Source organism: Enterococcus wangshanyuanii, assembly GCF_002197645.1.
GTDB lineage: Bacteria > Bacillota > Bacilli > Lactobacillales > Enterococcaceae > Enterococcus_L > Enterococcus_L wangshanyuanii.
Genome location: NZ_CP021874.1, coordinates 2,077,294 through 2,104,202 on the forward strand (window position 1 = coordinate 2,077,294; position 26,909 = coordinate 2,104,202).

19 protein-coding genes are annotated in these 26,909 nt (G+C 40.2%); 3 read left to right on the top strand and 16 right to left on the bottom strand.

The features are described from left to right. Positions 1–200 precede the first annotated feature (200 nt). From CC204_RS10315 to CC204_RS10350, 8 genes are all read right to left on the bottom strand, one after another. Positions 201–1,163, bottom strand: coding sequence for an ABC transporter permease (locus tag CC204_RS10315; protein WP_088270050.1), 963 nt, complete (start codon positions 1,161–1,163; stop codon positions 201–203). Then, positions 1,163–2,296: an ABC transporter permease gene (locus CC204_RS10320; protein ID WP_162288344.1), complete on the bottom strand. Its 1,134-nt coding sequence runs from the start codon at positions 2,294–2,296 to the stop codon at positions 1,163–1,165. The genes CC204_RS10315 and CC204_RS10320 overlap by 1 nt, the downstream gene beginning before the upstream one ends. Next, positions 2,289–3,854: an ABC transporter ATP-binding protein gene (locus CC204_RS10325; RefSeq protein WP_087641990.1), complete on the bottom strand. Its 1,566-nt coding sequence runs from the start codon at positions 3,852–3,854 to the stop codon at positions 2,289–2,291. Before CC204_RS10325 ends, CC204_RS10320 begins: the two co-directional genes overlap by 8 nt. Before the next feature lie 184 nt (positions 3,855–4,038). Then, positions 4,039–5,145 (bottom strand): BMP family lipoprotein, encoded by a 1,107-nt coding sequence (locus tag CC204_RS10330; RefSeq protein ID WP_087642076.1) that lies wholly within the window; start codon positions 5,143–5,145, stop codon positions 4,039–4,041. Between the two features lie 298 nt (positions 5,146–5,443). After that, complete coding sequence (locus CC204_RS10335; RefSeq protein ID WP_088270052.1) at positions 5,444–5,839, bottom strand: cytidine deaminase; 396 nt, start codon at positions 5,837–5,839, stop codon at positions 5,444–5,446. A gap of 24 nt (positions 5,840–5,863) precedes the next feature. After that, positions 5,864–6,526 carry a deoxyribose-phosphate aldolase gene (deoC, locus tag CC204_RS10340; RefSeq protein ID WP_088270053.1) on the bottom strand — a complete coding sequence of 221 codons (663 nt, stop codon included), beginning with the start codon at positions 6,524–6,526 and terminating at the stop codon, positions 5,864–5,866. Between the two features lie 18 nt (positions 6,527–6,544). Beyond that, on the bottom strand, positions 6,545–7,846 hold the full coding sequence (locus CC204_RS10345) for a pyrimidine-nucleoside phosphorylase (RefSeq protein WP_088270054.1): 1,302 nt from the start codon (positions 7,844–7,846) through the stop codon (positions 6,545–6,547). A 123-nt stretch (positions 7,847–7,969) separates the two neighbouring features. Then, the gene (locus tag CC204_RS10350; RefSeq protein WP_088270055.1) at positions 7,970–8,998 is read right to left on the bottom strand and encodes a LacI family DNA-binding transcriptional regulator; all 1,029 of its coding nucleotides are present in this window, start codon (positions 8,996–8,998) and stop codon (positions 7,970–7,972) included. Between the two features lie 329 nt (positions 8,999–9,327). Here CC204_RS10350 and add point away from each other — a divergent pair, with 329 nt between their 5' ends. Next, positions 9,328–10,350, top strand: coding sequence for an adenosine deaminase (add, locus tag CC204_RS10355; RefSeq protein WP_088270056.1), 1,023 nt, complete (start codon positions 9,328–9,330; stop codon positions 10,348–10,350). A gap of 44 nt (positions 10,351–10,394) precedes the next feature. Here add and CC204_RS10360 read toward each other — a convergent pair whose 3' ends face one another. The 5 genes from CC204_RS10360 to CC204_RS10380 form a co-directional block, all read right to left on the bottom strand. Next, entirely contained in the window at positions 10,395–13,130 is a 2,736-nt protein-coding gene (locus tag CC204_RS10360) for an endo-beta-N-acetylglucosaminidase (RefSeq protein WP_227011126.1), read from the bottom strand. 277 nt (positions 13,131–13,407) lie between these two features. Continuing rightward, a complete protein-coding gene (locus CC204_RS10365) occupies positions 13,408–14,667 on the bottom strand; it encodes a family 20 glycosylhydrolase (protein ID WP_088270058.1) in 1,260 nt (419 codons plus the stop codon). Between the two features lie 2 nt (positions 14,668–14,669). Beyond that, a complete protein-coding gene (locus CC204_RS10370) occupies positions 14,670–15,524 on the bottom strand; it encodes an ROK family protein (RefSeq protein ID WP_088270059.1) in 855 nt (284 codons plus the stop codon). Positions 15,525–15,541: 17 nt separating this feature from the next. Further along, the gene (locus CC204_RS10375; RefSeq protein WP_088270060.1) at positions 15,542–18,232 is read right to left on the bottom strand and encodes an alpha-mannosidase; all 2,691 of its coding nucleotides are present in this window, start codon (positions 18,230–18,232) and stop codon (positions 15,542–15,544) included. Between the two features lie 28 nt (positions 18,233–18,260). Next, positions 18,261–19,550 carry a glycoside hydrolase family 125 protein gene (locus CC204_RS10380; protein ID WP_088271693.1) on the bottom strand — a complete coding sequence of 430 codons (1,290 nt, stop codon included), beginning with the start codon at positions 19,548–19,550 and terminating at the stop codon, positions 18,261–18,263. Positions 19,551–19,709: 159 nt separating this feature from the next. Here CC204_RS10380 and CC204_RS10385 point away from each other — a divergent pair, with 159 nt between their 5' ends. Both CC204_RS10385 and CC204_RS10390 read left to right on the top strand, forming a co-directional pair. Further along, on the top strand, positions 19,710–20,744 hold the full coding sequence (locus CC204_RS10385) for a GntR family transcriptional regulator (RefSeq protein ID WP_088270061.1): 1,035 nt from the start codon (positions 19,710–19,712) through the stop codon (positions 20,742–20,744). A gap of 3 nt (positions 20,745–20,747) precedes the next feature. Further along, positions 20,748–22,889: a GH92 family glycosyl hydrolase gene (locus tag CC204_RS10390; RefSeq protein ID WP_088270062.1), complete on the top strand. Its 2,142-nt coding sequence runs from the start codon at positions 20,748–20,750 to the stop codon at positions 22,887–22,889. A 49-nt stretch (positions 22,890–22,938) separates the two neighbouring features. On the opposite strand, the gene CC204_RS10395 is transcribed toward CC204_RS10390, so the two are convergent. From CC204_RS10395 to CC204_RS10405, 3 genes are read right to left on the bottom strand one after another with little or no spacing between them, the layout of a single operon-like run. Then, the gene (locus CC204_RS10395) at positions 22,939–24,435 is read right to left on the bottom strand and encodes a response regulator transcription factor (protein WP_088270063.1); all 1,497 of its coding nucleotides are present in this window, start codon (positions 24,433–24,435) and stop codon (positions 22,939–22,941) included. Further along, complete coding sequence (locus CC204_RS10400) at positions 24,425–26,158, bottom strand: sensor histidine kinase (protein ID WP_088270064.1); 1,734 nt, start codon at positions 26,156–26,158, stop codon at positions 24,425–24,427. Before CC204_RS10400 ends, CC204_RS10395 begins: the two co-directional genes overlap by 11 nt. Then, positions 26,151–26,765, bottom strand: a complete 615-nt coding sequence (locus CC204_RS10405; RefSeq protein ID WP_088270065.1) for a YesL family protein — start codon at positions 26,763–26,765, stop codon at positions 26,151–26,153. The genes CC204_RS10400 and CC204_RS10405 overlap by 8 nt, the downstream gene beginning before the upstream one ends. Between the last annotated feature and the right edge of the window lie 144 nt (positions 26,766–26,909).

Sequence of the window (26,909 nt, forward strand, 5' to 3'; positions counted from 1 at the left end):
TTTACCTACTTATTTTGTAAAATGAGCATAATAATTATTTATAAAAAGGGCTGGGAAAAAGCGTTGTGAAAAAAGCAGCTCCTTCGGAAATAAGCTGAGCCTCACAAAAATTTAACAAGCAATTTCCGTGATTTTCTTCTTATTTCTCGGAGCTAAACGCTTTTTTACAACCTCCGCAACCCCGCCCTTTTATACTTAATTTATTTTGATTTGATGTAGTTTTTCCCAATTGCTTTTGGTCCAGATGCTTTTCCTAAGAAAACAACTAGTACGATGATCGTCAATACATACGGCGCAGCTTGTAAATAAACCGCCGGGATCGAAGAAATCACTGGTAAGTTTGAACCGGCAATACTGATGTTTTGCGCAAAACCGAAGAATAAGGCTGCCCCCATCGCACCTAACGGATTCCATTTACCAAAAATCATCGCTGCCATTGAAATAAATCCTTGTCCAGCAATCGTTGTGACTGCAAAACGTCCAGCGATCGTTTGAGCAAAAACTGCTCCGCCGATACCACCTAAAAACCCAGAAATCAGTACACCTGAATAACGCATCAAGTAAACATTGATCCCAAGTGTATCTGCCGCTTGAGGATTTTCACCTACTGCACGCAGACGTAACCCAAAATGCGTTTTGAACAGCACGAACCAAGATAAGATCGCCACTAAAATGGCTACAAATGCAGGCAACGTAGTTTGTTTAAAGAATAAATCACCTAGAATCGGAATATCTTTCAAAATCGGAAACGAAAAATAACCAAATGACTCTGTAATCGTATCTGTTTGACCTTTTCCGTAAATCACTTTGATCAAGAAAATCCCTAAAGCAGGCGCCATTAAATTGACTACTGTTCCGCTGATGATATGATCTGCTCTTAAATTGATCGTCGCAACTGCATGAAGCAACGAGAACAACATCCCAACTACTCCACCGACTAAACAAGCTAGCCAAGGCGTTGCCGCACCAAAGGTCTCAGCGAACGTTAAGTTGAAGACGACTGAACTGAAGGCTCCCATGACCATGATCCCTTCAAGACCTACGTTTACAATACCACTACGCTCAGAGAACGTTCCGCCCAAAGCCGTAAAGACCAGAGGAGTGGAATAAACCAACGTTTGTGTAATAATCGGCGCTAGTACAGCGATTAATGCAATATTCATTAGATTTTTCCTCCTTCTTGACTTGTTTGGTCTGATTTTCCGTCTAATTCTTCAACGATCGCTACTTCTTTTTTACTACCTGAAGCTTTCGCTAAGACAAAACGGATAAGGTAGCTGATTGCGACAAAGAAGATGATCGCTGCGATCACTACATCGACTAATTCGATCGGAACACCGGCACGTAACGGCATACCTTGACCGCCAAGCTTCAGTACACTGAAAAGGAGCGCGGACAGGAATATTCCGACAGAGCTACCTGCTCCTAATAGAGAGATCGCCATTCCGTCAAAACCAATACTCAATGAAGACCCTTGAACAAAGAAGTTGCCAAATGTTCCTAATCCAAGAACCACACCGCCAAGACCGGCTAATGTCCCTGAGATCACCATCGACATCACGATCGTTCGTTTGCTGCTCATCCCTGCATACTCTGAAGCAAAAGGATTCAACCCCACCGAACGGATCTCATAGCCCAAAGTCGTTTTCTTCATTAAAAACCAAATCAAGACTAAGAAAATAAGTGCCATAAAAATCCCGATATTCAAACGTGAACCACTACTTATCTCTTTCAAAAACTCTGTACGTAAGCTTGCATTTTCTCCAATTACTTTCGTTACACCTTTGTTGCTCATGTAATCTTTTGACATCACGTTATTCACGATATGTGTACTTGTATAAAGGAAAACATAGTTTAACATGATCGTAACGATTACTTCACTTGTACCGAAGAAAGCTCGTAATAAACCAGGAATCGCTGCTGCTAAAGCACCCGCTAAGGCACCTGCTAATACAGCAACAGGCAATACCAGAAAACGTGGTGCATCCGGCATCGCCAATGCTACCCAGATACTTGTTACCCAGCCGCACAGCGCTTGCCCTGAAAGACCGATATTAAAGAAGCCAGCAGAATTCGCCACCGCGAATCCTAAAGCTGTAAAAATCAATGGTGCTGCTGTCACAAAAATTTCACCGATACTTTTCGGACTTTGGAAAGCAGTTTTAAGCATCGCTTGATATCCAGCAATTGGATCTTGACCAGAAATAAGCATAATAATTGCGCCAAGTATAAAGCCCATCAGTACCGATAATATAGGCACTAAAATATTCCGTATTTTTTCTGATCGATTATTCAACTGCCTCACCTGCCTTTTGATTCAATTCGGCTCTAGCTTCTTCTAATGAATAACCTGCCATCAAGAGCCCTAATTCATTTTCACTTGTTTCTTTTGGATCGACGATCCCAACGATCTTCCCTGAATGAATAACAGCGATCCGATCAGAAACATTTAAAATTTCATCCAGCTCAAAACTCACAACTAATACTGCTTTATCTTTATCCCGTTGTTCGATCAAACGTTTATGGATGTATTCGATAGCGCCCACATCCAAACCACGAGTTGGCTGTGAAACAATCAGTAAATCTGGATCACGATCGATCTCACGAGCAATGATCGCTTTTTGCTGATTCCCACCTGATAATGCTTTAGCCGGTACCAATTCATTTACAGTCCGTACATCATATTCTTCTATCAGGCGACGTGCATAGGAATTGATTTGATTATAATTCAAAACGCCATTGTTGCTTAATGGTTTTTTATAGTAGGTTTGCAATGCGATATTTTCAGCCAGTGTCATATCTAAAATCAAGCCATATTTATGGCGGTCTTCCGGCACATGGCCCACTCCTGCTTCGGTGATCGTACGAGGATTTTTATTCGTGATCGTTTCACCTTTAAGTTCGACTGAACCACTTTCTGCCTTGCGTAAGCCAGTCAGCGCTTGGATCAATTCCGTTTGACCATTACCATCGATCCCCGCAATCCCAACGACTTCGCCAGCACGTACATCTAAGCTAAGACCTTTAACAGCATCCAATCCGCGACTTTCTTTTACTACCAAATCTTTGATCGAAAGAACGACTTCTTTTGGTTCTGCCGGTTTCTTTTCTGTTTTAAACGAAACAGAACGTCCCACCATCATATCTGCCAGCTGTTGGGAAGAAACATCCTTCACATTGACTGTATCGATACTTTGTCCACGGCGAATAACCGTACAACGATCTGCTACTTTTTTGATTTCATCTAACTTATGTGTGATCAAGATAATTGATTTACCTTCTTGAACTAATCCCTGCATGATCTCGATCAGTTCGTCGATTTCTTGAGGTGTCAAAACAGCAGTCGGTTCATCAAAAATCAATACATCTGCTCCACGATACAACGTTTTCAAAATTTCTACACGCTGCTGCGCACCAACAGAGATGTCTCGAATATATGCTCCTGGATCTACGGACAAACCATATTGTTCAGAAACACGTTTGATTTCTGCTGTTGCTTTTTTACGGTCTAATATCCCCGCATTTGTCGGCTCACTTCCGAGCACAATATTTTCAGTTACTGTAAAAGCATCTACCAACATAAAGTGTTGATGAACCATTCCGATTCCCAAGCGATTTGCTGCCGTCGGTCCATTGATCGTTACTTTTGAACCATTCATAAATATTTCACCTGAGGTTGGTTCCAACAAACCTGATAAAATATTCATCAAGGTCGATTTACCTGCACCATTTTCTCCAAGCAATGCGTGAATTTCTCCTGGCCGAACAGTTAAGTTGATATTATCATTGGCCTTAAACGTTCCAAATTGCTTAGTGATATTGCGCATCTCAATTACATAGTTTTCCTGAGCCACATTTTTCACTTCCTAACGATTTAATCACTTACACTTACATCATCTATTGATACGGTACTTCCAAAATTAAAGTAGCTTTTAGGCTCTTAAAGAAAGAAAATGAGTTGTCTGATCATTCGTTTTCTTTCTTTAAAGGCTTAATAAAACCTTAGCGCTGCTACGAACGCAGCGCTAAGCAAAAATTCTATTCTTTTACATCTTTTGGTACTTCTGGAACAGTGATTTTTTCATCGATGATTTCTTCTTTTGCTTTATCGACCGCTTTTTGTGCTTCATCTGATAAGTAACCTTTTGTCAAATCAACACCGCCGTCTTTCAAACCGTAAACTAAGTGTTCGCCGCCAGGGAATTTATCTTCTAACGCACGGTTAGAAATATCTTGAACCGCAGCACCTACACCTTTAAGTGTTGATGTCAAAGTGAAGTTATCTTCTTTACCGTCTTTTGTTTTGTATTTACCTTCTTTGTCTTGGTCACTATCTACACCGATAACCCAAACTTTATCTTTTGAACCAGTTTCATTTAAATCTTTTGCTTCTTGGAAGACCCCTTGGCCTGTACCGCCTGAAGCATGGAAGATGATGTCAGCGCCTTTTTGGTACATAGAAGCTGCTAATGCTTTTCCTTTAGCAGGATCACCAAATGAAGCGGCATATTCGATCTCAACTTTGATATCTTTGTTTAATTCTTTCGCTGTATCGATAACACCTTGATGGAAACCAGCTTCAAAACGGTCGATAACCGCGCCTTCTTCACCACCAATGAAACCTACAGTGTTTGTTTTTGTTGTATGAGCGGCTGCTACACCCGCTAAATAAGAAGCTTCTTGGTCTTTAAATGTTGCAGAAACGACATTGTCTTTGCCTTCAATGACACTATCAATGATACCGAATTGTGTATCTGGATTTGCATCTGCTGCTGTACTGATAGAATCAGCTAATAGGTAACCGATCCCAAAGACTGTTTTAAATCCGTTAGAAACTGCTGTATCGATGTTTGTTACGTATTCAGAAGCGTCGTTTGATTGGATATAATCAAAACCGTCTGCTCCTTTTTTAAGATCATGCTCTTTCCCCCAAGCTTGTAACCCTTCCCAAGCTGATTGGTTAAATGAACGGTCATCTACACCACCGATATCTGTTACTATCACTACGCTGTGATCTGCGTCGCCGCCTGCTGAGTTTCCGCCTGTTGAATCTGTCCCATCTTTTTTACCGCCGCCACAAGCTGCTAATGCCACTGTTAATGCTAGTGCAGTCAAGCCAAAACCAAATAATTTCGCTTTTTTCATTTCTGTAAAGCCCCCTAATAATAGTTTTATATTTTCAACAGCCGAATGACTGAATGAAACAAGATAATAATGAAACAACTTTCTCTTTGTATGTCTTGTACTTCTCAACTTCGAATCGCTACGTTCTTTGTGTTGAATGAACTGCTTAGACCTCGAACAACCAAAGTAGGTACCTTTTTACATCGACTTTTTTTCATTCGTCGTGTATCAAAGCAATTAGAAAAATGACAGAAAGATGTTTTTTATCTTACTAGCATTTTGTCTATTTGTTGAGAGGTTTGGTTCATGTAGCTAGATCTTATAGATCTTTTTCAGTAAATGCATACGGCAGCAACTCAGAAACTGTTGTTTCTTTTGTCACCCCGTGTTCACCAACTAGCGTCACCGGCATATCAGGCGCACAAAATTCAGCCATGACCTGACGGCATGCTCCACATGGAGAAATTGGTTCCGGAGTATTTCCAGCAATCACTAAATGTTGGAAATCACGCTCGCCTTCTGAAACGGCTTTAAATATTGCTGTTCGTTCTGCACAGTTAGTTAAGCCATACGACGCATTTTCGATGTTAACGCCTTGATAAGTTTGGCCTGCTTTAGTTACTAAGCACGCACCTACCGGAAAGTGTGAATAGGGTACATATGCTTTTGTCAGCGCCTCATCAGCGATCGCCAACCATTCTTGTTTTACTGTCATTTGTCCGCCACTTTCTTCTTTAGATTAATAGCCTGCCCCAGTTGCACCTTCCATGATCGCTACACCAGCACTTGTTCCGATACGTGTTGCACCAGCTTCGATCATAGCAACTGCTTCTGCTTCATTATGGATACCGCCGGAAGCTTTGACACCCATCTCTGGACCAACTGTTTCACGCATCAATTTAATATCCGCTACAGTCGCTCCACCTGTTGAAAAGCCTGTCGATGTTTTGACGAAATCAGCACCCGCTTCTTTTGCTAATTCACATGCTTTGACCTTTTCTTCATCTGTTAGTAATGCCGTCTCAATGATTACTTTCACTAAAGCCTTATCTTTGGCCGCATCTACAACTGCTTGAATATCTTTCAATACTTTTTTGTATTGTTTTGATTTCAAGGCACCGATATTGATCACCATGTCGACTTCTGTTGCGCCATTATTGATGGCATCTGTCGCTTCATACGCTTTTACTTCTGAAGTGTTTGCCCCTAAAGGAAAGCCGATCACTGTACAAACATCTACTGAGCTTCCAGCTAAACGTTCCTTAGCGAAAGCGACCCAGCTTGGGTTGATACAAACAGAGTAAAATTCATACTTTTTCGCTTCTTCAATAATGTTCAGAACTGCCTCTTCTGTTGCATCCGCTTTTAAAATAGTGTGGTCGATCATTTGATTTAATTCCATTATTTTTATACACATCCTTTATGCTGTTATTATATCATGGATCAGCTCAGGTTCAGTACCAGAACTGCCAATTTCGATATTTTTATATAAAAGTTCTTTCACATTCTCGATTGATTCAGAGTTGGCATAAATCGTAAGCAGTGCTTCGCCCTCTGCAACAGGCATCCCGACTTTTTTATGGAGTTTGATTCCTACTGCATGATCGATCGAATCTTCTTTTGTTGCCCGACCTGCACCTAAGAGCATTGCTGCAATTCCAATTTCATTAGCGACGATTTTTTGAACTGTTCCGCTTGCTTTTGCCGGCAGTTCGATTTCATACTTAGCAGTCAGAAGACTTTCCGGATCATCGATCACACGGTCATCGCCACCTTGATTTTTGATCATTTCGCGGAATTTAGCCAGTGCCTTACCTGATTCCAATGCTTCTTTCAGCATTGCTCGTGCTTCATCTAAGGTTTCTGCTTTTTTCGCCAAGACAACCATTTGGCTTCCTAGGATGTAGCACATTTCCAGCAAGTCTTCTGGGCCATTTCCTTGCAGTGTTTCGATTGCTTCGACTACTTCAAGGCTATTTCCGATTGCTTCACCTAAAGGTTGAGACATATCCGAGATGACCGCCATTGTTTGACGATTTGCTAAATGTCCGATCCGAACCATCGTTTCAGCTAAGCGACGGGCTTGATCGATATTTTTCATAAAAGCACCTTCACCAGTAGTTACATCTAGAACGATCGCATCTGCTCCGGCTGCGATTTTTTTACTCATGATCGAACTTGCGATCAACGGGATCGAATCAACAGTCGCCGTCACATCACGCAACGCATATAATTTTTTATCGGCAGGCGCCAGATCTCCTGATTGCCCGATTACCGCTACATGACTTTCATTGACTAAACGAATAAAATCTTCATCGGGTAACTCCACATGAAACCCTGGAATTGCTTCTAATTTATCGATCGTTCCCCCAGTATAGCCAAGTCCTCGTCCAGACATTTTTGCTACACTGACACCTACACTGGCTACCAAAGGTGCTAAGATCAACGTTGTCGTATCGCCTACGCCGCCAGTAGAGTGCTTATCTACTTTGATTCCTTGGATAGAAGATAAATCGATCATTTCACCTGAATTTGCCATCGCAAGTGTCAAGGTTGTGATCTCTTCATCTGTCATATCTTTGTAAAAAATAGCCATCAAAAGTGAACTCATTTGATAATCTGGAATATCCCCACTGGTGTATCCAGAAACAATAAATTGAATCTCTTCGTCTGTTAAAGCCTGTCCGTCACGTTTTTTCTCGATCAAATCGACCATTCTCATGCTTTTTTTCCTCCGAACTAATCCCCAAGGATGTATTATACACTAAAATTATTCAGGTTAAAACCTTTTAGTAAAACAGTTTACTAACGCTTCCATTTTTTGAAAACGCTTATAACACGAACATTAAATCAAATCGATCGACTTGTCAATCGATTTCGTACTATTTCTCAAAATAAATGTTGTTTCAAAAGTTTTGTTTGGAATTTTTTTCTCTGGGTGGTCGATCGATTCTACCAGAAACTGAGCGGCATAAAAACCAATATCAAAGCTTGGTTGATAAACCGTTGTTAATCCAGGAACTAGATATTCAGAAATTTCCAAGCCATCAAAACCAATTACCGAGATATCTTCCGGGATTTTTTTCCCGCATTCTTCAATCGCTTGATATGCACCCATCGCCATCTCGTCATTCCCGCAAAAAATCGCTGTGATTTTTTCATTTTTCAACACTTTTTTTGCCGCTTCATAGCCGCCGCCTAAATTCAGGTCTCCACTTGCCATGTATTCTTCTCTCAACGGAATCCCGTGGTCTTTTAACGCATGCTGATAAGCTGTGATTCTCTCCGTCAACTGATAATACCCATCGTTTTCCTTCAACATCCCGATGTGTCTATGACCTTGTTTGATCAAAGAGGAAACTGCTTGGTAAGCGCCCTCATATTCTTTTACGATCAAACGCCCGCTTTCTCTAGGGTTGATTCCGCGATCGACTAATATTACGGGAACCTTGCGTTTGCTTTTGTTTCGTAAAATATGGTTTGCCGGCAGTAAATTAGGTGTTGCAAAAATGATGCCATCAACAGAACGGTGGACAAGTTCTGTCACGTATTGCGTTGCCTTATCTTCATCATGTTTGGAATTGCATAATAAAATCATGTATCCCAGAGAATTAAGATAGGTCTCCACACCTTCGATCACTTTTGCAAAGAAAAAATCAGTGACATCCGGCACTACCATACCAATCGTTTTTGAATGGCGGGTAATGATATTCGAAGCAAAATAATCTGGCTTATAATCATACTCTTCTACAACTTCTAATACTTTCTTTCTCGTTTGTTCACTGAATCGGCTGCCTTTATTATTGATGATCTGAGAAACAGTGGTTACTGAAACGCCTGCCATATCCGCAATTTCTTTAATGGTCAACTTCATTATTCATTCTCCCTTTAGTCACATGCCTACCAACCATGTCAACGTTTTCAAAATACTTACTGAATGAATTCAGTGTATCAGAAATTTCGGCAATAGAATAGTTTAAACAATAAAATTAACTCTTGAGCTCATCGCTCCTCTTCTTTTCTTTTATTCAAATCATGGTATTTCAAACGGCTGTATGTGCGGATTTCTTTTATTTTCTCTTAGATATAAGTTCTCTTTTATTTCTTAGCAAAAATCTTTTTTTCTTATCTTGACACAGCTCATCGAGCGTGTTAAAGTCTTCAAAATACTTATCGGATTTACAATTAAGAAAGGATGATCCTGTGAAGCGCGCACTTGTCAAAAATTTACCTAAAATAGAATTGCATTGCCATTTAGATGGTTCGATCAGACCAGCTACATTACAAAAAATCGCAGCACAGCAAGGAATCTCATTACCTACATCTGAAAATGAGCTCAAAGAACTTCTAGTTGCACCAGAAGATTGCCAAGATTTGAATGAGTATTTGCAACGTTTTGACCTGGTATTAAGTTGTCTTCAGACAGAAGAAGCCTTACAACAAGCAGCTTTTGATTTAATCAGTCAAGCGTCTGAAGAGAATATTCAGTATATCGAAGTGCGTTTTGCCCCCTCTTTGCATACAGAAAAAGGCCTTTCTTTAGCCCAAATCGTAACTGCTGTGTTAGCAGGCTTGAATCAAGCACAAGAACAATTCGGCGTGAAAAGCAATGCGTTGTTGTGCGGCATGCGGCATGAAGAGCTGGACGAAATCGAACAGATCGTTCTTCTAGCAGAAGAGTATAAACGTTCTGGCGTTGCAGGTTTCGACCTTGCCGGCAATGAAATCGATTTTCCACCCTATGTTTTTGAAGAAACGCTAAGACTTGTTGAACGATCAAACATTCCTTTGACTCTCCACGCAGGTGAATGCGGATGTGGGAAAAATGTCGCAGATGCCGTCTATCTGGGTGCCAAACGAATTGGTCATGGCATCGCAGTAAAAGATACACCCGAATACTTTGCATTGCTTCAAGAACAAGGAACATTGATCGAAATGTGCCCAACTAGTAATTTCCAAACGAAAACAGTGACTTCTTTAGACGATTATCCATTTCAGCAGTTTTTAGATGCTGGTATCAATGTTTGCATCAATACCGATAATCGCACCGTTTCTGCTACCACATTAACTGACGAATTTATGAAACTGCATGAATGGTACGGTATTACTTACAATGATATGGAACAGCTGAACCATAATGCTGTCACTGGTGCCTTTCTTCCAGAAGAAGAAAAGCAAGTGCTTCATGAACGATTATCAACTGATTACTTTGAACTGATCAACTAAAAAACACGGTGGAGTCAATGATTCCGCCGTGTTTTTTTGTTGATTTAATTAGTTTTTACGATCCCTGTTTGGTTCACTCCGATAATTTGCCAATCATAAATTCTGGCAGTTTTACCATTTTGTTCAGCTTTTTCAAGACTTAATTTGACATAACGGGCCTCGACTAGACGAACCGCATCTTTACTTACGTCAGCTCGGTTTCCACGCATTTGAACAACTGGTGTCCATGTTTGTTTATCATTGCTGATCAGGATATCATAGTCTTTTGTATTCCATTCCGAACTTTCTCCACCAGCTCCCGCATGAGACAATTCAAATCCGGCAATTGTTTTGACTGCACCTAAATCAGCGATCATCCATGGTTTGTCACTGCTATTATCACACCATTTCGTGCTTAGATCACCATCTAAAGCATAGCGGTAACTTTCACGCTCGTTGGTGTAACCAGAGCCTTCTGTTGCGCTTGTCGTCGGCAAGGTCGACAGATTTTCACTGGTGATGTCGCTTTCTTGGTCATAGACATAAATATAATTTTCAATAACGACTTCCGTCTCACCTGCTGAATTGAATGCTGTCGCTTTGACTGTATAGCTTCCTGCTTTCGCAAATGTTACCGTTGCTTCTTGCCCAGAGATCATCTCAGGATCACTGCCAGATAGTTCCCACTTTACTGTTTCTGTTGATTTAGAGACTGCAGCAGATAATGTCACTGGTTCACCGACAGCTACTAACGTTTTACTTGCATTGATCGTGATTTCAGGTTTTTTCAGCGCTTCAAACGTGTAGACCGCTGAAGCGGATTTCTTACGATCTTCCCGACCATAAAAATCAATTGGAACGACCTGATAAACAGAAGTATCTGATATACGTTCCTGATTTAACAAAGTATAAGAAGTATTCGCTGTCTCTCCTTCAAATTGTAATTGACCTTCGACTTCACGATATATTCGGTAAGACGCAGTATTCTTTCCTTTCGTTTGCCAGCTGATATTGACGTTTTCAGTTAGGTCATCAACGATACTTTTTCCTGGAAAAACTACCTTGTCTATTTTGCTGACAGGTGTTGTTTTTTCTTTTCCTAATCTGAGTTGACCTAAATAAATTTCTGCTGATGCCGTATTGGTATTTTTCAAGTCCAAACCGATCGATGTGATCGTCTTACCTGCTATTGATTTTAGCGAATAGGTCGTTTTGACCCAGCCATTTTCTAGACTTTCCTGCTTACCATTCAGTACAGTTGGAGTTGCTTTTCCTTTCATTTCCAATACGAGTCCTGTTTCGTCTGCACCTTTCGTCACAACACTAACTGTTTCAGAAGCTGAAGGTTTGACTTGTGCTGCGTATAAATTGATGCGAGTTGCTTGATTCCCAGTCATTTGACCGGATAATTTGATCGAAGAACCGCCATTATAGGCATCTTCATAACTAACATCCGCACTCAATTGATTACCTGCTTCATTATCGATGACCCAGCGGTACGTCGGCATGACATCTTGAATACTGCGGTTATTAAAAGTTCCTTCTTTGACATTTGTACCGTTTAAATAAAATGCATCCCCATTTCCTACATTAAAATTCGTCAAGAATGGAAATTGTGTAACTGGCGATTTTTCGACATAATACCGGGAAACTCCTTGCCATTCATTTTTACCACTAGTAACGGCTCTAGGATCGCCTTGGGGATTGATCCAAAGCAGTTGTTCGTTTTTCCAGTAACGTTCGATATCATATTGACCACCATCTCTCAGTGTCCAGTCAGGACAGTAAAGTCCTAAAGAAACAATTGGTTTTCCATCGGCATCTAAAATACTGCTTGGTTTTCTGCCTGTGTTTACGCCATTTGCCTGCACATCGATTCCAGCAAACAAATCGTAGGGATCACGTTTCAGCTGAAGTGCTTTTTCCTTAGAAGAAGTTAGCTCATGCCAGCGAAAATCAATAAACATATTATCAGAAACACGTTTTTTCCCTTCTTGGAAATAGCCTTGATTCGTTTCATTCAACGCACCTTGCCACGCGACATTGCCGCTTGGAATCATCGAATCATACCAGATGATCTGTTGGTTTTTAGGTTTTTTAGCCTGTAAATAGCTTAAACATTCTTTCATCTGACTAGCCGTTTGTGCATCGACATTTGTTTCCTGATTGATAAACCAACCATCAAAGCCGTACGCTGCTGACATTTCTAGAAGCTTATCTGCCATTGGAAAGCGGCCTTTCGAATCTTTTTGCACGAATTGCTCTACCCATTCACTTTTTCCACCGTAAGCTTCCGGCGGGAAAAAGACTGTCCCGATCACCGGCACACCATTTCGATGAGCTGAATCCGTCACATCACCACTCGGCGGCACAATGATTCCTTCACCAGAAGAACCAGCCCAGGCAACTAAAGTATCTACATATTGCCAGTTCGTAAAGTTGTAAACTGCTTTATCTGTATCCCCTTGGGACGGTGTTCCTTTCGTGTGTCGATTGACGATCGCAATCGATAAAACTTTCGCGTCTGTACTTTGATCCTCATTCATTTTCTTTCCTTTTACGCGAGGTGCTAAAGGGACTTTCGATACATTGAAAGGTGCATCAGGATCTGTTTTAGGACTCCAATTTAGTAAGGTTTCTGGAAATAGGGCTGTCGCTTGAGGAGATTGCTCGTTGATCGGTATCCCACTATTTCCAACTGACTCTGCATAAGCCGACAAATTGAATCCGATAGACCCGACTGCTGCCCCCAACGTAAGTATCGAACAATAAAACAACTGTTTCCATTTTTTTCTTTTCACTGAATGAACCTCCTTCATTATTCGCCTAAATACAGCATCATTCATCCTCCTATAAAATGTTAGCGCTTTCTAATTGGTTTATAAATAGAAAAATTATAGGTTTTCGTTTAAAAACTATAGGTTGTACTCTTGTTACCGTTTGTTCTTAAAGGATGCCTAGACAAAAGTATTCTGACCCGAGAGAAGCAGAATCTACTTTCCCTTCATCGTTTATTCGCATTTAGAGAGCGAAACAAAACTGGTTTCAGTTTTGTCCCGCTCTCCTTTCATACTTCTTTTATTGATAAAAATGTTCTGAAAATGCAGCCATCAATTTGACTATCTCTAAAAAAATCATTTCTTCTTCTTTCGCTTTCGGTTTATCACACCAGATCGCTAATGCAGCTCCTTTGATTTGTCCTTGATGATCCGTTTGGACTCGTTGTTCAGATGCAAATAGATCCGGCTGCCATTCTTCTTTGATTTTTTGTGCTGTCGGATAAGAATAACCAGCATTTTCTCCTAGTACATAATAGAGATAATTGTCATTAAAATTGATGACGGAGTAGCCTTCATTTAGAAACGTCTGAACTGGAGCCATTTCCTTTTGCCATCTTGTCCAGTACGTAATTTCCAGCTCTTTGCTTAATGTACTTGTCCTATTTTTTCTAAAGAAAGCATCATTCCAAACTCTCGGAATAAAACCAGCTTGTCTGACGAGCGCTGCAACCGAATTGACATACTCTTCGAATTTCTCTTGTCCCTGATCAGCCAAAGCTGGATAACGCTGGAAGTGATCAAAATCAGCAAATTCATCTGCCCCAATATGAAAGTAGCGACAGCCAGCAAAAAGTGCCATATATTCCTGATAGAGCGAAAAGATAAAAGCTACGGCTTCCTCATTCGTCACATCCAGCGCTGACGAAACAGAAGTTTCTCCTTGTGACGTCAGCTCTTTCAACCGCCATTCTGGATGCTCTTTGAGTATGTGTGTCATATGTCCCGGTGTATCTAAGTCTGGAATAATTTCAATCGATAATGCAGCGGCATACTCGATCAACTTGCGCACTTCTTTTTGCGACAAAGTCTTTTTGGAATTGAGTTCAGGATATTTTTTTGATTCGATTCCCAAACCTGTATCCTCAGAAAAATGCAGCTGCAGATAATTACAGCCAAACAATGCCATTTCTTCCAACAGCCGCCTTAAAAAGTTCGGGGTAAAATACTTCCTGCCGATATCCAGCATAATGATTCGCTCTGATATCTTTGGTATTTTTGACCCGCGTTCACATTTTTTTCCCAATCTAAGCGATCTTACTGCATACATCAGTCCCTGAAATGCTCCGTTCTCGTCATCAGCACTAAGCACTAGCGGCTCAATCGACTCAACTGAAAACACCGCTGACGATTCAAGAGAACGTTTCATTACAACCTCTGCCTCTTCACCATCAGAAACAAACCGAACCTTTTTCCCCAACAACCGCTCATACAGCTCACTTATTTGTTTTCCCGATAGGCAAAATGCTGCATCCAGAAAAATAGACAACTCTGAGGCCATCTTTACGCCCCTTCTTTAGCTAAAAGCAGGCAACCGATCGTTCCGCTATTATCTCCTAATCCGCAGCCGACAATATAATCATCAGGCAATGTGACATAACCACCTAGCTGTTCTTCCAATGATTGACGGATTTTTTCTAAAAGATGGGTTTGCTTCATGACCCCTCCACCTAAAATGATTTTTTCCGGTGATAAGATCAACGTATAATTCATCAACGCCTGAGCTAGATAGAAAGCTTCGACGTCCCAAACAATATGATCCGCTTCTAACAACTGACCTTTGACACCCGTTCTTTTCTCTAAAGCTGGACCTGCCGCCAATCCTTCAAGGCAATGGTCATGATAAGGGCAAGTACTTTCAAAAGAATCCTCTGGATGCCGTGTTACTGAGATATGTCCCATCTCAGGATGACTAAACCCATGTAAAATAGATCCTTGAACTACGGCACCGCCGCCAACACCAGTTCCTACAGTCAAATAAAGACAGTTTTGAGTATTTCGTCCAGCCCCTAAATGCATTTCTCCATAAGCCGCGGCATTGACATCTGTCGTCCAAGCAATCGGCAAAGCATAACGCTCCTTCAATAAGCCTAAAAGATCGGTATTTCTCCAGCCATTTTTAGGCGTTGACGTGATATACCCATAGGTTTCAGATTGTTCATTGACATCGATCGGACCGAATGAGCCAACCCCTAATCCCTTAAGTTCATATCGATCAAAAAATTCAAAGACTTGAGCCAACGTTTCTTCCGGTAACGTTGTTGGTATACTGATCCGTTCAATAATCGATAACTCCTCATCCGCTACAGCGCAAACAAATTTTGTTCCACCTGCTTCGATCGATCCATAATAGCTCATGTTTTCCTCTCCTTTTCTCATCTACGAAACCCGATCGTTCGAATTTCATATGGACTTAACTCTTTACCTAACGATTCTGATTGCTTTTCTTCAAGTAAATTCAGTTTCTCTGCTGTATTCGCCTGTTTTTCTACTTGTACCGCTGCCGCTTGATCACCCATATTGAAGCCGCGAACCACTAAATACTGATCTTCTTCACTATTTTTGACTGCCGTAACAGCAAATGTCGAGCCTTCTACCGTTACATACTGATCTTCAGCCTTCAATTTGCCTGAATGACGAGTCGTCGGCTTCAAACTAAACGGAATTTGTGCACTATACGCCCGCTGATAGGTTTCGTAGCGCTCAGAAGCTGCACCATGAAAATCAACTCCATATTGGAATGCAAACTCTCCATGACATTGCGCCTCTGGTGTCGGGAAATAGCCCCAATCGCCCATTTCACCGACAGCTCTTAGTAATGTCAACGCAATCGTATTTTTTTCCGGCAAGACTTCATATTCATTTAATCCATAATTTGAAACAGTCATTCCCCGCGCTTCATCGTGAATATTGACAAAGGCATGCTGATGCTGCGGATTTGTTGGATTTTCCCAGCTCTTACTTACTTGGTTCGGTCTTGTAACCACCTCATAAATACTATCGGCTTCATGCGTCTCAGCTTCGATCTCTGTTGGAAATAGCACACGTAAACGATGATCATCCATTTGATTATCGATCGTTGTTTCAAAGGCTAAACGAGAAGAATCTTTCGTCATCGTTACAAGGGTTGTGATCGTAAGTGATTTCAGCTTCGTTGAGCGCTTCGCTTTTCGATAACGGAAATCGACTACTGCTTTTTGCTCTTGTAGAAGCAACTCTTCTGCCGCTTCTGGAATCATCATCTGCTGAACGATTTTCACTTGTGCGATAAATGACTCGTCTTTGACAACTGCAATTTCTGCTGAGAGCTCATTCGATAGAATCGGCGTTGTTCCTTCCGGCTGTTTAAAGATATACTCATTACCGATATCGCCAGTATCTTCAAAAGTAAGCAACTCCTGATAGTTTTTTCCAGTCGCTCGATCCTGAACGTTTATCGTCCCATTCTCATTGAACGTCACTTCTAAAAGCTCATTTTCTAAAACCACAGGCTCTACACTTTTGACCATCGAACCAGCAACTAGTTGAGATTGCTCTTGTATTTCACGTAAGGCGAATGTCTTCCAAGAAAATGCTGGCAAATCAGAGAGCAGCATCTCTACTTCAACATATTTTGCCATGTACGGGATTCTAAAACGGTCTTTCGGTAAATCATACCCAAAACATACTTCTGGCGCAGAAATGATTGCTGGAATTCTTTCACCTTGTCTGTCGATCACCTCAAAAGTCGGTGTTTCACTTTCATTTAATTTCTGCCATAATTCATGGGGAATACCTTCTTTAAATGGCTTTCTTTCAAGCTCGAGTTTTACATTGACGCGATCTGATTTTACATAACCAGAGGTATTAAATACAACAAATGGATAACTGTTTTCTGGGAATCCGTCTGTCTGTACTTCACTTGCAAGCTGCTCTAATGCTTCTTCTGCCAAATACTTACCGACTTCATCTGCTTTTTCAAATCTTGTGATCATTTCTCGGTGAACCTCATCTGCTGAACATCCGCAAATACTATCATGAGGATGATTTTGCAATAATAATTTCCAAGCATAATCCAGCTGGTCATGTGGATAGCTGCCCACTAGATCATAAGCCATAGCTGCCAATGGTTCAGTAATATTTTCTAACTGTCGCTCAACTTTCGTATTCCACTGTTTCAAATAAACTCTGGCGGACGCAGTGTTGGCTAAGGTAAACCAGCCGTCAGTTTCTTGACTTGTCAATTCCCCATGAACGGTTCCAACATGCTCCGGCAGATCCTGACGAACAGCTTGTAGATATTCATCAAAATTCGAATGCACAAATTCATATTCTGGGAATAATTCATTCGCCAACGCAATCGCTTTAGTCACATCTTTTTGAACAGGTTGATGATCCACACCATTCATCATCAATAAATGGTTTGTTGAAGCAAATTTTTCAGCTTCCGCTAATTTTTGTGTCCAAAAAGTTACTGCTGCTTCTTTAGTTGCTGGAATTTCATTGCCGTTGCTGTACCAGTTTGCAAACAGGAGTCCTAAAATATTCGTTCCGTCTGGTCCTTGCCACCACATTTCAGAATACTGAGAGGTGTAATTTTCATCATCCAGCACCTCATTATTGAAGCCCACCGGTTTGACACCTCGACCAAAAGCGGCTGTTTCTAACCCAGCCTGTTTCATCATTTGCGGGGTCTGTCCCATATTACCGAATGTGTCAGGGAAATAGCCTAAATTCACTGGAGCACCCCATTTTTCACTTTCCTTTTTACCGATCAGCATATTCCGGACATTTGATTCAGAACTGATCAAGAAATCATCTTGTAAAATGTAAAATGGTCCTATTTTTAGTTTTCCAGCAGTAATCGCTCGTTGAACATCCTCTTTACGTTCTGGACGAACTTGTAAATAATCATCCAATATAATGGTCTGTCCATCAAGATGAAAACTATTGAATGCTGGATCTGTTTCAATTAGCTCTAAGACATCATCCATCAATTCGACTAAGCGCATATGATGCTGCTCATACGGCATGTACCATTCACGATCCCAGTGGGAATGGGAAACGATGTAAACTTTTTTCTTCATGTTATTGCTCCTTCTCTCGTCCATTTTTTTAACGTGCCACACGAATCTCAAAATAATCCATCACTAATTCACAGAACATCATGTTCGCCCAGGAGAACCATTCCCGCGTATAGTTTTCGGGATTGTCTACATCAAAGCCTTCATGCATCAAATGAGTTCCTGCATCATTTGCAACCAGCGAATCAAGAATTCGTTTTTTCTCAGCTTTATCGCTTGTTGTCATTCCTTCCATCGCTAAAGCAATCGGCCACACATAATTTTCCGGTGTATGAGAGCTGCCGATTCCTTTCGCGTATTTGCCTTCATAAAAATAAGGATTCTCTTGGCTTAAAAGAGTAGCTCTTGTCTCTTGATATATCAAATCTGTTTCATCTACATACCCTAAATATGGTGCCGCCAATAAGTTAGGAATATTACTATCATCCATGATCGTACTATTGCCCAAACCGTCAACCTCATAGGCAAAAACTTGCTTTCCTTGCTGATTCTTGGTTAGCCCGTAGGCTTTGATCCCTGTATCGATTTCTTTTTTTAATTTTGCCGCTTGATCAACTATTTCCTGATCCGATAACACCGTAGAAAAAATCTCTTCTATATAGCCTAAAATCACAACTGCAAACATATTCGATGGTACTAAATAACCGTAACGGCAAGCATCATCACTTGGTCGAAACCCAGACCACGTCATCCCAGTTGGACCAACATCTGATCCACGACCAGCGTTCGGCAATGTATCTTCCGATCGTGTCGTGTCTCTTTCAAAGGTATAGGATGAATCTTGATGATTTTGTTCTGTTTTAAACACAGTCAAAATCTTTTTCACGCCGTCGATAAATGATCGATCAAACTGCTTTGTGTAACCTGTATTTTTATATAATAAATAGGCCAGCTGAACAGGATAACACAGAGAATCGATTTCATATTTACGCTCCCAAATCCAAGGGTTCATCGTTGTTTTGTCCGTTTGATGTCCTGCGTTATTTGCCGTTTCGTTAAAAGCATTTGCATATGGATCGATATTGATATATCTAAATTGTCGCTGAACAAGTCCACAAATCATGTCGGCAAGCTCTGGATCTTCTTTCGCGATCACTAAATACGGACGAACTTGCGCCGTTGAGTCACGCAACCACATTGCTGGAATATCACCAGTCAATAGAAAAGTCGTTCCGTCCTCTTGCCTTTTGACAGTTGTCGTCAACGTATTCGCAAATGCAGCATTAAAATTCTCCGCCCAACCGGCATGCTCCTCACCGCATAGCTTAGTAATCGTTTCCATAAATGTCCGTACGGACTTGGGAATTTTTTTATCCACTATCAATAACCTCCAATATTTGATATATCATTTCACAACGAAAGTATATGACATCGCTAGTCTTTTGTCTACTCTTTTTTTATTTTTCTTTGAATTGACGTTCTTTCCCCACTATGATAAACTACCCTTAATGATATATCATTTCACATTAGGAGACCTATTATGACTAAACCTTTATATAAAAAAATCATCGATGATCTGTTACAGGCAATTGCTTCTGGAGAATTGCCCGAACATGCACAGCTTCCGACAGAAAAAGAGCTTTCTCAAACGTACCAAGTTAGCCGGATCACATCCAAGCGGGCATTGACTGAATTAGAAAACCAGGGGTTGATATACCGTATTCAAGGAAAAGGCAGCTATGTTCAAACACAACGACCCAAAAAAAAGAAGGCCGCGCGTATTTTATTTTTGATTCCTTTCTTAAATGACTTATCTTTAGGAAATTTCAATGAAGGTCTCGCACCAGTTACGGGTGAGCATCGATACGAAGTGATCATGTCATCCGCAGAATTTTTGATCAACAAACAAGCGGAAGATATTATGGCTGATTTTGACGGGATGATTTATTATGCCCATAATACAGAAGATTTCTTAGATACCCTATTTGAGTTATCGATCCAGCAGTTCCCTGTCATTATTTTAGACAAAAAAATCCATGATTTGCCTTATCCAACGATCCAGTCAGACAACTTTTCTGGAGGAGAAATGGCAACCAATTATTTAGCAACACATGGCCACCAGCGAATTGCGTATATTTTCGGTGAATCAACATTACCTCAATCTGTGCGCCAGCGGTATTTAGGTTATATCCATGCAACAAAAGAACATCATTTATCATTTCATACAGCACTATCGGATAAAGCAGCGATTTCAAGTGAAAAAACTTTAGCGTATTTAATAGAAAACGGGATCACTGGTGTTGTGTGCGAAAATGATTTAGTCGCGATTTCATTGATGAATCAGGCGAAACGAGCAAATATCAGCATCCCAGCCCAACTTTCTGTCGTTGGCTTCGATAATATCCAAGCAGCCGCTTTGGTCGATCCTTCACTGACGACGATCGCTCAAAACTTCAAAGGCATGGGACAATTGGCGGGAACGATGTTGATAGAATGGATCGAGCAACAAGTAATACCGACAGACCAACAGATTCCTGTAAAACAAATCATCAGACATTCGACAAAGGAGATTTAATGCATGAACCCACACTCGATCGATACAAGACATGGTACCGATAATCAACATTCATTTTCAAACGGCAACTGTCTGCCTTATACAGGCGTTCCTTTTGGGATGAATTATTTTGCTCCTCAAACCAACGGCGACAACGGTAGTTGGTGGTTTAATCCGCGAGACCACGTCTTTCAAGGCTTTCGCCTAACGCACCAGCCAAGCCCTTGGATGGGCGATTTTAGCTACTTTGTTCTTTTACCATATAACGGTTCGTTGAAGGAAGAATCGCTTTTTCATGCGCAGTCTTCTTACCGACCAGATGAAAGCGTTTTTAACCCTAGTTATCTAGAAATCACTGAACAGCGCTACCAGTTGACGACACGCTTGATCCCTAGCATGTACGGTGGTGTTTTAACTGCCCGCTACACGCAACCAGAAGCAAACTTACTTCTCTCGTTACCTGGTAAGTACCACCTTCGAATCGAAGACGCTCACACTGTTTCAGGCTCGATCATCAATTATGCTGATTGTGAAGATGCTGATTTTACCTTTTACTTTACGCTACACTTTAAAGAACCCTTGTTAAAGGAAACTTGGTTGGAAAAGGCAGGTGACAACAATGTCGTTTCCTTTTCTTTTGGTGATATTGAGGAACAGATCGTACAATTCGGAACCTCTTTTATCAGCGGTACACAAGCGAAACTGAATTTATCTAGAGAAGCACATTGGCAGCCTGAAGATTATCTCGCTCATTCTAACGCACAATGGAAAGATTACCTTAGTAGAATCGAGATTCAAGATCGAAATGCCGAACGGTATTCAACGTTTTATCATAACTTATATCGAGCATTTCTATTTCCCCAAACCTTCTATGAAAAAGATGAAAATGATCAAGCTATTCACTACGATACGTTAGCAAAACAAACGAAACCAGGTGTTCTCTATACCAACAATGGTTTTTGGGATACGTATAAAACTGTTTATCCACTGTACTCACTGATTGCACAGGACAAATATGAAGACATGCTGGAAGGATTTTTAACAAGCTATCGTGAGAGTGGCTATTTGCCTAAATGGTTGTCACCAGACGAAAGAGGATTGATGCCTGGTACATTGATCGATGCAGTGATTGCTGATGCAGCTGTAAAAAATATTCGCCCTGATTTAATGCCCGAATTTTTAGAAGCTATGCTCAAAGGAGCAACCACTCAAAGTAAACAGTCGAACTACGGTCGACAAGGAACCGATGATTATTTAAGGTATGGTTATGTACCGGCAACTTATCATGAATCAGTCAATCATACGCTTGATTACTGTTACAGCGACTTCTGTATTTCTCAAGTAGCGAAACAGCTGAACGACACGGCTACTGCTAAACATTATAAAAAGCAAGCAAAGAATTTCTTGACTATCTTCGATCCAAAAACAGGATTCATGAGAGCCAAGCAAACAGATGGACAGTTTAAAGAACCGTTTAATTGTTATAGCTGGGGGGAAGATTATGCTGAAGGTAGTGCTTGGCAAAGCAGCTTCGCTGTTTATCATGACTTCAAAGGACTGATCGAGGCTTTCGGCGGGCCAGAAAAGTTCCAACAAAGGCTGATCGATCTTTGCAATCAAACGCCTGCTTTTGATGTCTCTGGTTACGGTTTTGAGATCCATGAAATGAGCGAAATGGCTGCCATCGATTTTGGTCAGCTGGCTATCTCAAATCAGCCAAGTTTCCATTTTCCTTATTTATTCAATTACCTAGGTAAACCTGAATTTGCTCAACCACTGATAAAACAACTGATGACCCAAACTTTTAACGACAGTTTTACAGGATATCCAGGTGACGAAGATAACGGAAGTATGGCTAGCTGGTACATTTTCAGTTCTTTAGGGATGTATCCCGTATGCCCCGGCTCTGGTGAATATGTGATCGGTATGCCTCTATTTGATCAAGCGACGCTTCATTTATCTAATGGTAAATCCGTCACGATCACTGCAGGCCCAAATCAAGAGCAGCATCAATTTGTCGATCATATCCATTTCAACGACACACCATATGATGCTCTATTCTTCAAACACGAAGATCTATTGAACGGAGCAAAGATCGATTTTTCACTTGGAACTGTTCCTAGACCTAAATCTTATACGGCTGAACAACTGCCATTTAGCGTATAGAATAAAAACAGGAACAACCTGTCGATGTACGATAAGGTTGTTCCTGTTCTTATTCATCACCGACAGAATGATAATGGTGCTTGTATTTTTCTCTAAATTCTTTAGGTGTCAAATCGTTCATCTTTTTAAACATTTGAGAGAAATACGTACTATTATTAAAACCGATTTGATCTGCGATTTCATTGACATTATCATCTGTATATAATAATAGATTTTGAGCTTTTTTCATCCGATATTGGTTCAAATATTGGGAGAAACTTTTTTTCGTTTCTTTTTTGAACAATTGCCCTAGATACATAACATTCAGATGAAGAGATTGAGCAACTGACTTCAAGCTCAAATCACTGGCGTAATCCATACGAATTTTATCGATCACGTTTTGGACATTTTCAGAATAATCATAAGCAGTCTTTTCTTTTGTTATTTCCTTGATCGTAGATGTCAAAATGCCACATAGTTTATCTACATTCGAGGATCGGTTGATGTCATCTAGTATTTGTCGGTATTCTTCTTCATCTAGGTGATTGAACCGCCGATAGATATCCATAAACAGCATAAAGGTAATATGTCTAACATCTTCAGGCCGAGCACCTATCTTTTGTGTTTTTGCAAAAATATCTGTGATCGTCTCTTCGATCGTCGGAAAGTCTCCAACCATCAATGTTTTGTTAAAATTGATAATATCTGCCGACAAATCAAAATCGTCTGAGAACACAGCATATAAAATATTGCTCCCACTTCTTTCATAGAACTTATAACGCCGCAAGGTTTGGTTTGCCTTTTCAAAACTATCTGGAACATCTTCCCAATCAGAAACCGTCTCACCCACACTTAATACCCAATCCTTCTCATCTTGTTCTTGCAATGGGTTTGTTAAAAGGAGTTGATTCAACAGGTATTTATTTCCTTTGAAAATATGTATCACTAAGCTTTTATCGCCCAAGTTCCGTGAGAAAAACAGCATTTGCTGTTGTTGTTTCAACCATTCACTTAGTACGCTCTTTTTTTCTCTAGAAACTTCAAAAATCAGAACAGTCCAGTCTGATTTATCTGTTATATCAACGAGCTGGCTAAATGCCTCATAATTTCCTGTTTCTAATTCATCATTGACCCACTGAGACAACAAAACTTCACTGTACATTCCTTCTCTTGTTTCTTGTCTATTGCGGGTATCTAAGCGATCTTTCGCCTTTCTAACACTTTTTAACAATTCAGATTTATCTACAGGTTTCATCAGATAATTGATAGCCCCCAACTGTAACCCGCCTTTTAGAAAGTCAAACTTCTGATAACCAGACAAAATCATGAATTCAAATTGTCGCGCTTCTTTTTGGGCCGCATCAATGAACTCTAACCCAGTCATCTCCGGCATAGTGATGTCCGTGATCACTAGATCGATCTCCTCAGATTCCATCAAAGTCAACGCTTCTTTTGCATTTCTTGCGGTCGCTCTGATCGCGAATCCTTCTTCTTCCCAAGAGATGATCTTTTTTAAGCCATTGACGATCATATATTCATCATCGACCAATAAAACATTATAGCTCATCTTTTTGCTCCTTTTCGAACGATAATATAATAGTCAGTCCGCTGGGTTCATTTGATACCACTTGCATTAGGAATGTCGGACTAAAATAGGCACGAAGCCGCTCATTGACATTTTGCAGACCGATCGAATCGTGCAGCTCAATCGTTTGTTGTTTTAGTTTTTCTTGGATAAGAGACAGCTTCTGACCTGAAATTCCCTTGCCATTATCACGAATCATGATTTCTACCCGTTTTCCGACTACCTTTGCTTTCACACTAATTGCATTATCATTGCGGGAAAAATCAATGCCGTGGACAAAATAATTCTCGATCAGAGGCTGAATTGAAAACTTAGGTAACACTAACCCTCTAAGGGCATCATCGATTTCAAAGTGATAGGCAATACGATCAGGATATCTCATTTGATAAAGATAAACATATTTTTCGCAAAAGCTTAGCTCTTTTTCTAATGTCGTTGTTTTGGCTTGGTCTGTATTATTTCTTAATAATGTTGAAAACGCGTAAACAACATCTGCTAACTCTTCACTACCTTCACTTAACGCGTACATTCGAATATATTCCAATGTGTTGTATAAAAAATGAGGACTAATTTGAGATTGTAATGCTCTCATATGAGCATCTTGCTGTTTGATCTCTAATTTATATATATCGGCAATATATTGCTCGATATTATCCAGCATCGTATTGATTCCAGTAGAAAGTTCTTTCAATTCAAACTGCGTCATTTTCTCATCTATCCGTGTATTTAAGTCCCCTTGTGTGACTAGTGCCATCGAATCCATGATTATATCTACTTGGTGAGAATACTTCGTAAAGGTTCGATAAAGTAAATATAATAAAATCAGAATCAGGACGCCACCGCCAACGATTAAAATACGCAAATCGCCCAGCACAGCTTTCACGATTTTCTCCTTGGATATAGTCACTAAGATATTAAATCCTCCAACCGTTTCTAAATGTTCTAATAGATTTTTTTTCATTAATGATTGAATCGGCAGCTCTGAGGTTTCTTTCATGCGCTTTTGAATCAGTTGCTGGTCCATTTGTTTAGTCACTTCAGTATATGCCAACAATTGATACCCTGTCTCTGAAAAAACATAAGCCGATAGTCCATCAAAGGTTGTTAGGTGCATCAAACTACTTAACATTTCCTGTTTAGAAAATTCAACATAAAAACTACCAAATACCTCTAATGTCACAGGATGGATCATTGGATACGACAAGTAGAATTTGTCTTCAAGATCAGGTGTCCCTTTCGCCTTCATCCCTCCTTTGTTTTCATTAGTAGATAAGTAGTACCCTTCATAGTTATTCAAAACCATGATGATCGATTCAATATTTTCATACGTCGTATAAAAATTTTTGACCTGACTAGGCAAAAATAAATAGTTCCCTGTTTTTAGCTGTTCATCGTAAGTATAATTTAAATACTCAGAAATATCAGAGCCCATATAACGGTTTAAACTATTGATCTTGTCTTGATTATCTGTCAATCCATTCAGCATAGTCTTCCCTTGTAAATTTTTATCATTGATCGACCGACTGAGCATATCGACTGCTTCTTGTGTCGTTGCTTTTCCTCTCCCCATCGCCTGCCAGTATGTGTTCATCCCGATGCTGACCATACCGACTAAAATCAAAGAAGCAAGAATCAAAGCATAGTTTTTTAGCAGTCTGTTCAATAACGTTTTTTTATAGATGGACAGAGGAAATTTTTTACGCATACCCCTCTAAACGCTGGTCGATCGTTTGACGCCATGATCTAGTCGCTGTAAAACTCCAGATTTGAATCATGGAAAACGTAGCAAAGAGAAATAAGCCTTTATATTTCCATGTGATCAAGAAAATCAAGCCGACGCCAATAGCTATCTTTAAAAGATTCATAAAGCTAGAGAGTGTTGAGATAACAGCTAGCTTTATCAAATTGATCAAATCGATTTCGTAATAGCTATCTAATAATAACGCATATTGAAAAGCAACCAGGCTATAGATCATTCCGAAAACCAAAATAAAATCGATCACCAAAAAAAGGATGCCTTGAATTTGTACAGATAAAAATAGATTGTATCCCAAAATAAGCAAGAGTATGCCTACTCCGTAAAAAAGTAGATTTCCTCTAATCATATTTTCTTTGAAGCAGTGCCAGCCTTCTTTCAACGTAATGTCTTTATAATTAAATTCATGACGGATGAATAGTTCATTCACTGTCTTAAGTGCTGGGCCAACTCCTGCAATCAGTAATCCGCAGCAGCTGAATAACCAAAAAAACAGATTCAATTTCACAATCACCCATATTTTGATGAATAACGTTTCTAATGCTTTACCGACCATTTCCTCCGTCCTTTCTAGTTCTCTTCTCTTATAATAAATAACTCATACAGATATGCCAACTAAAATACTACTTCATAAATAAGATACGCATTATTTATCCTATTCATTTTTAAAAGAACCAAGTAAAAACGATACATCATCGAA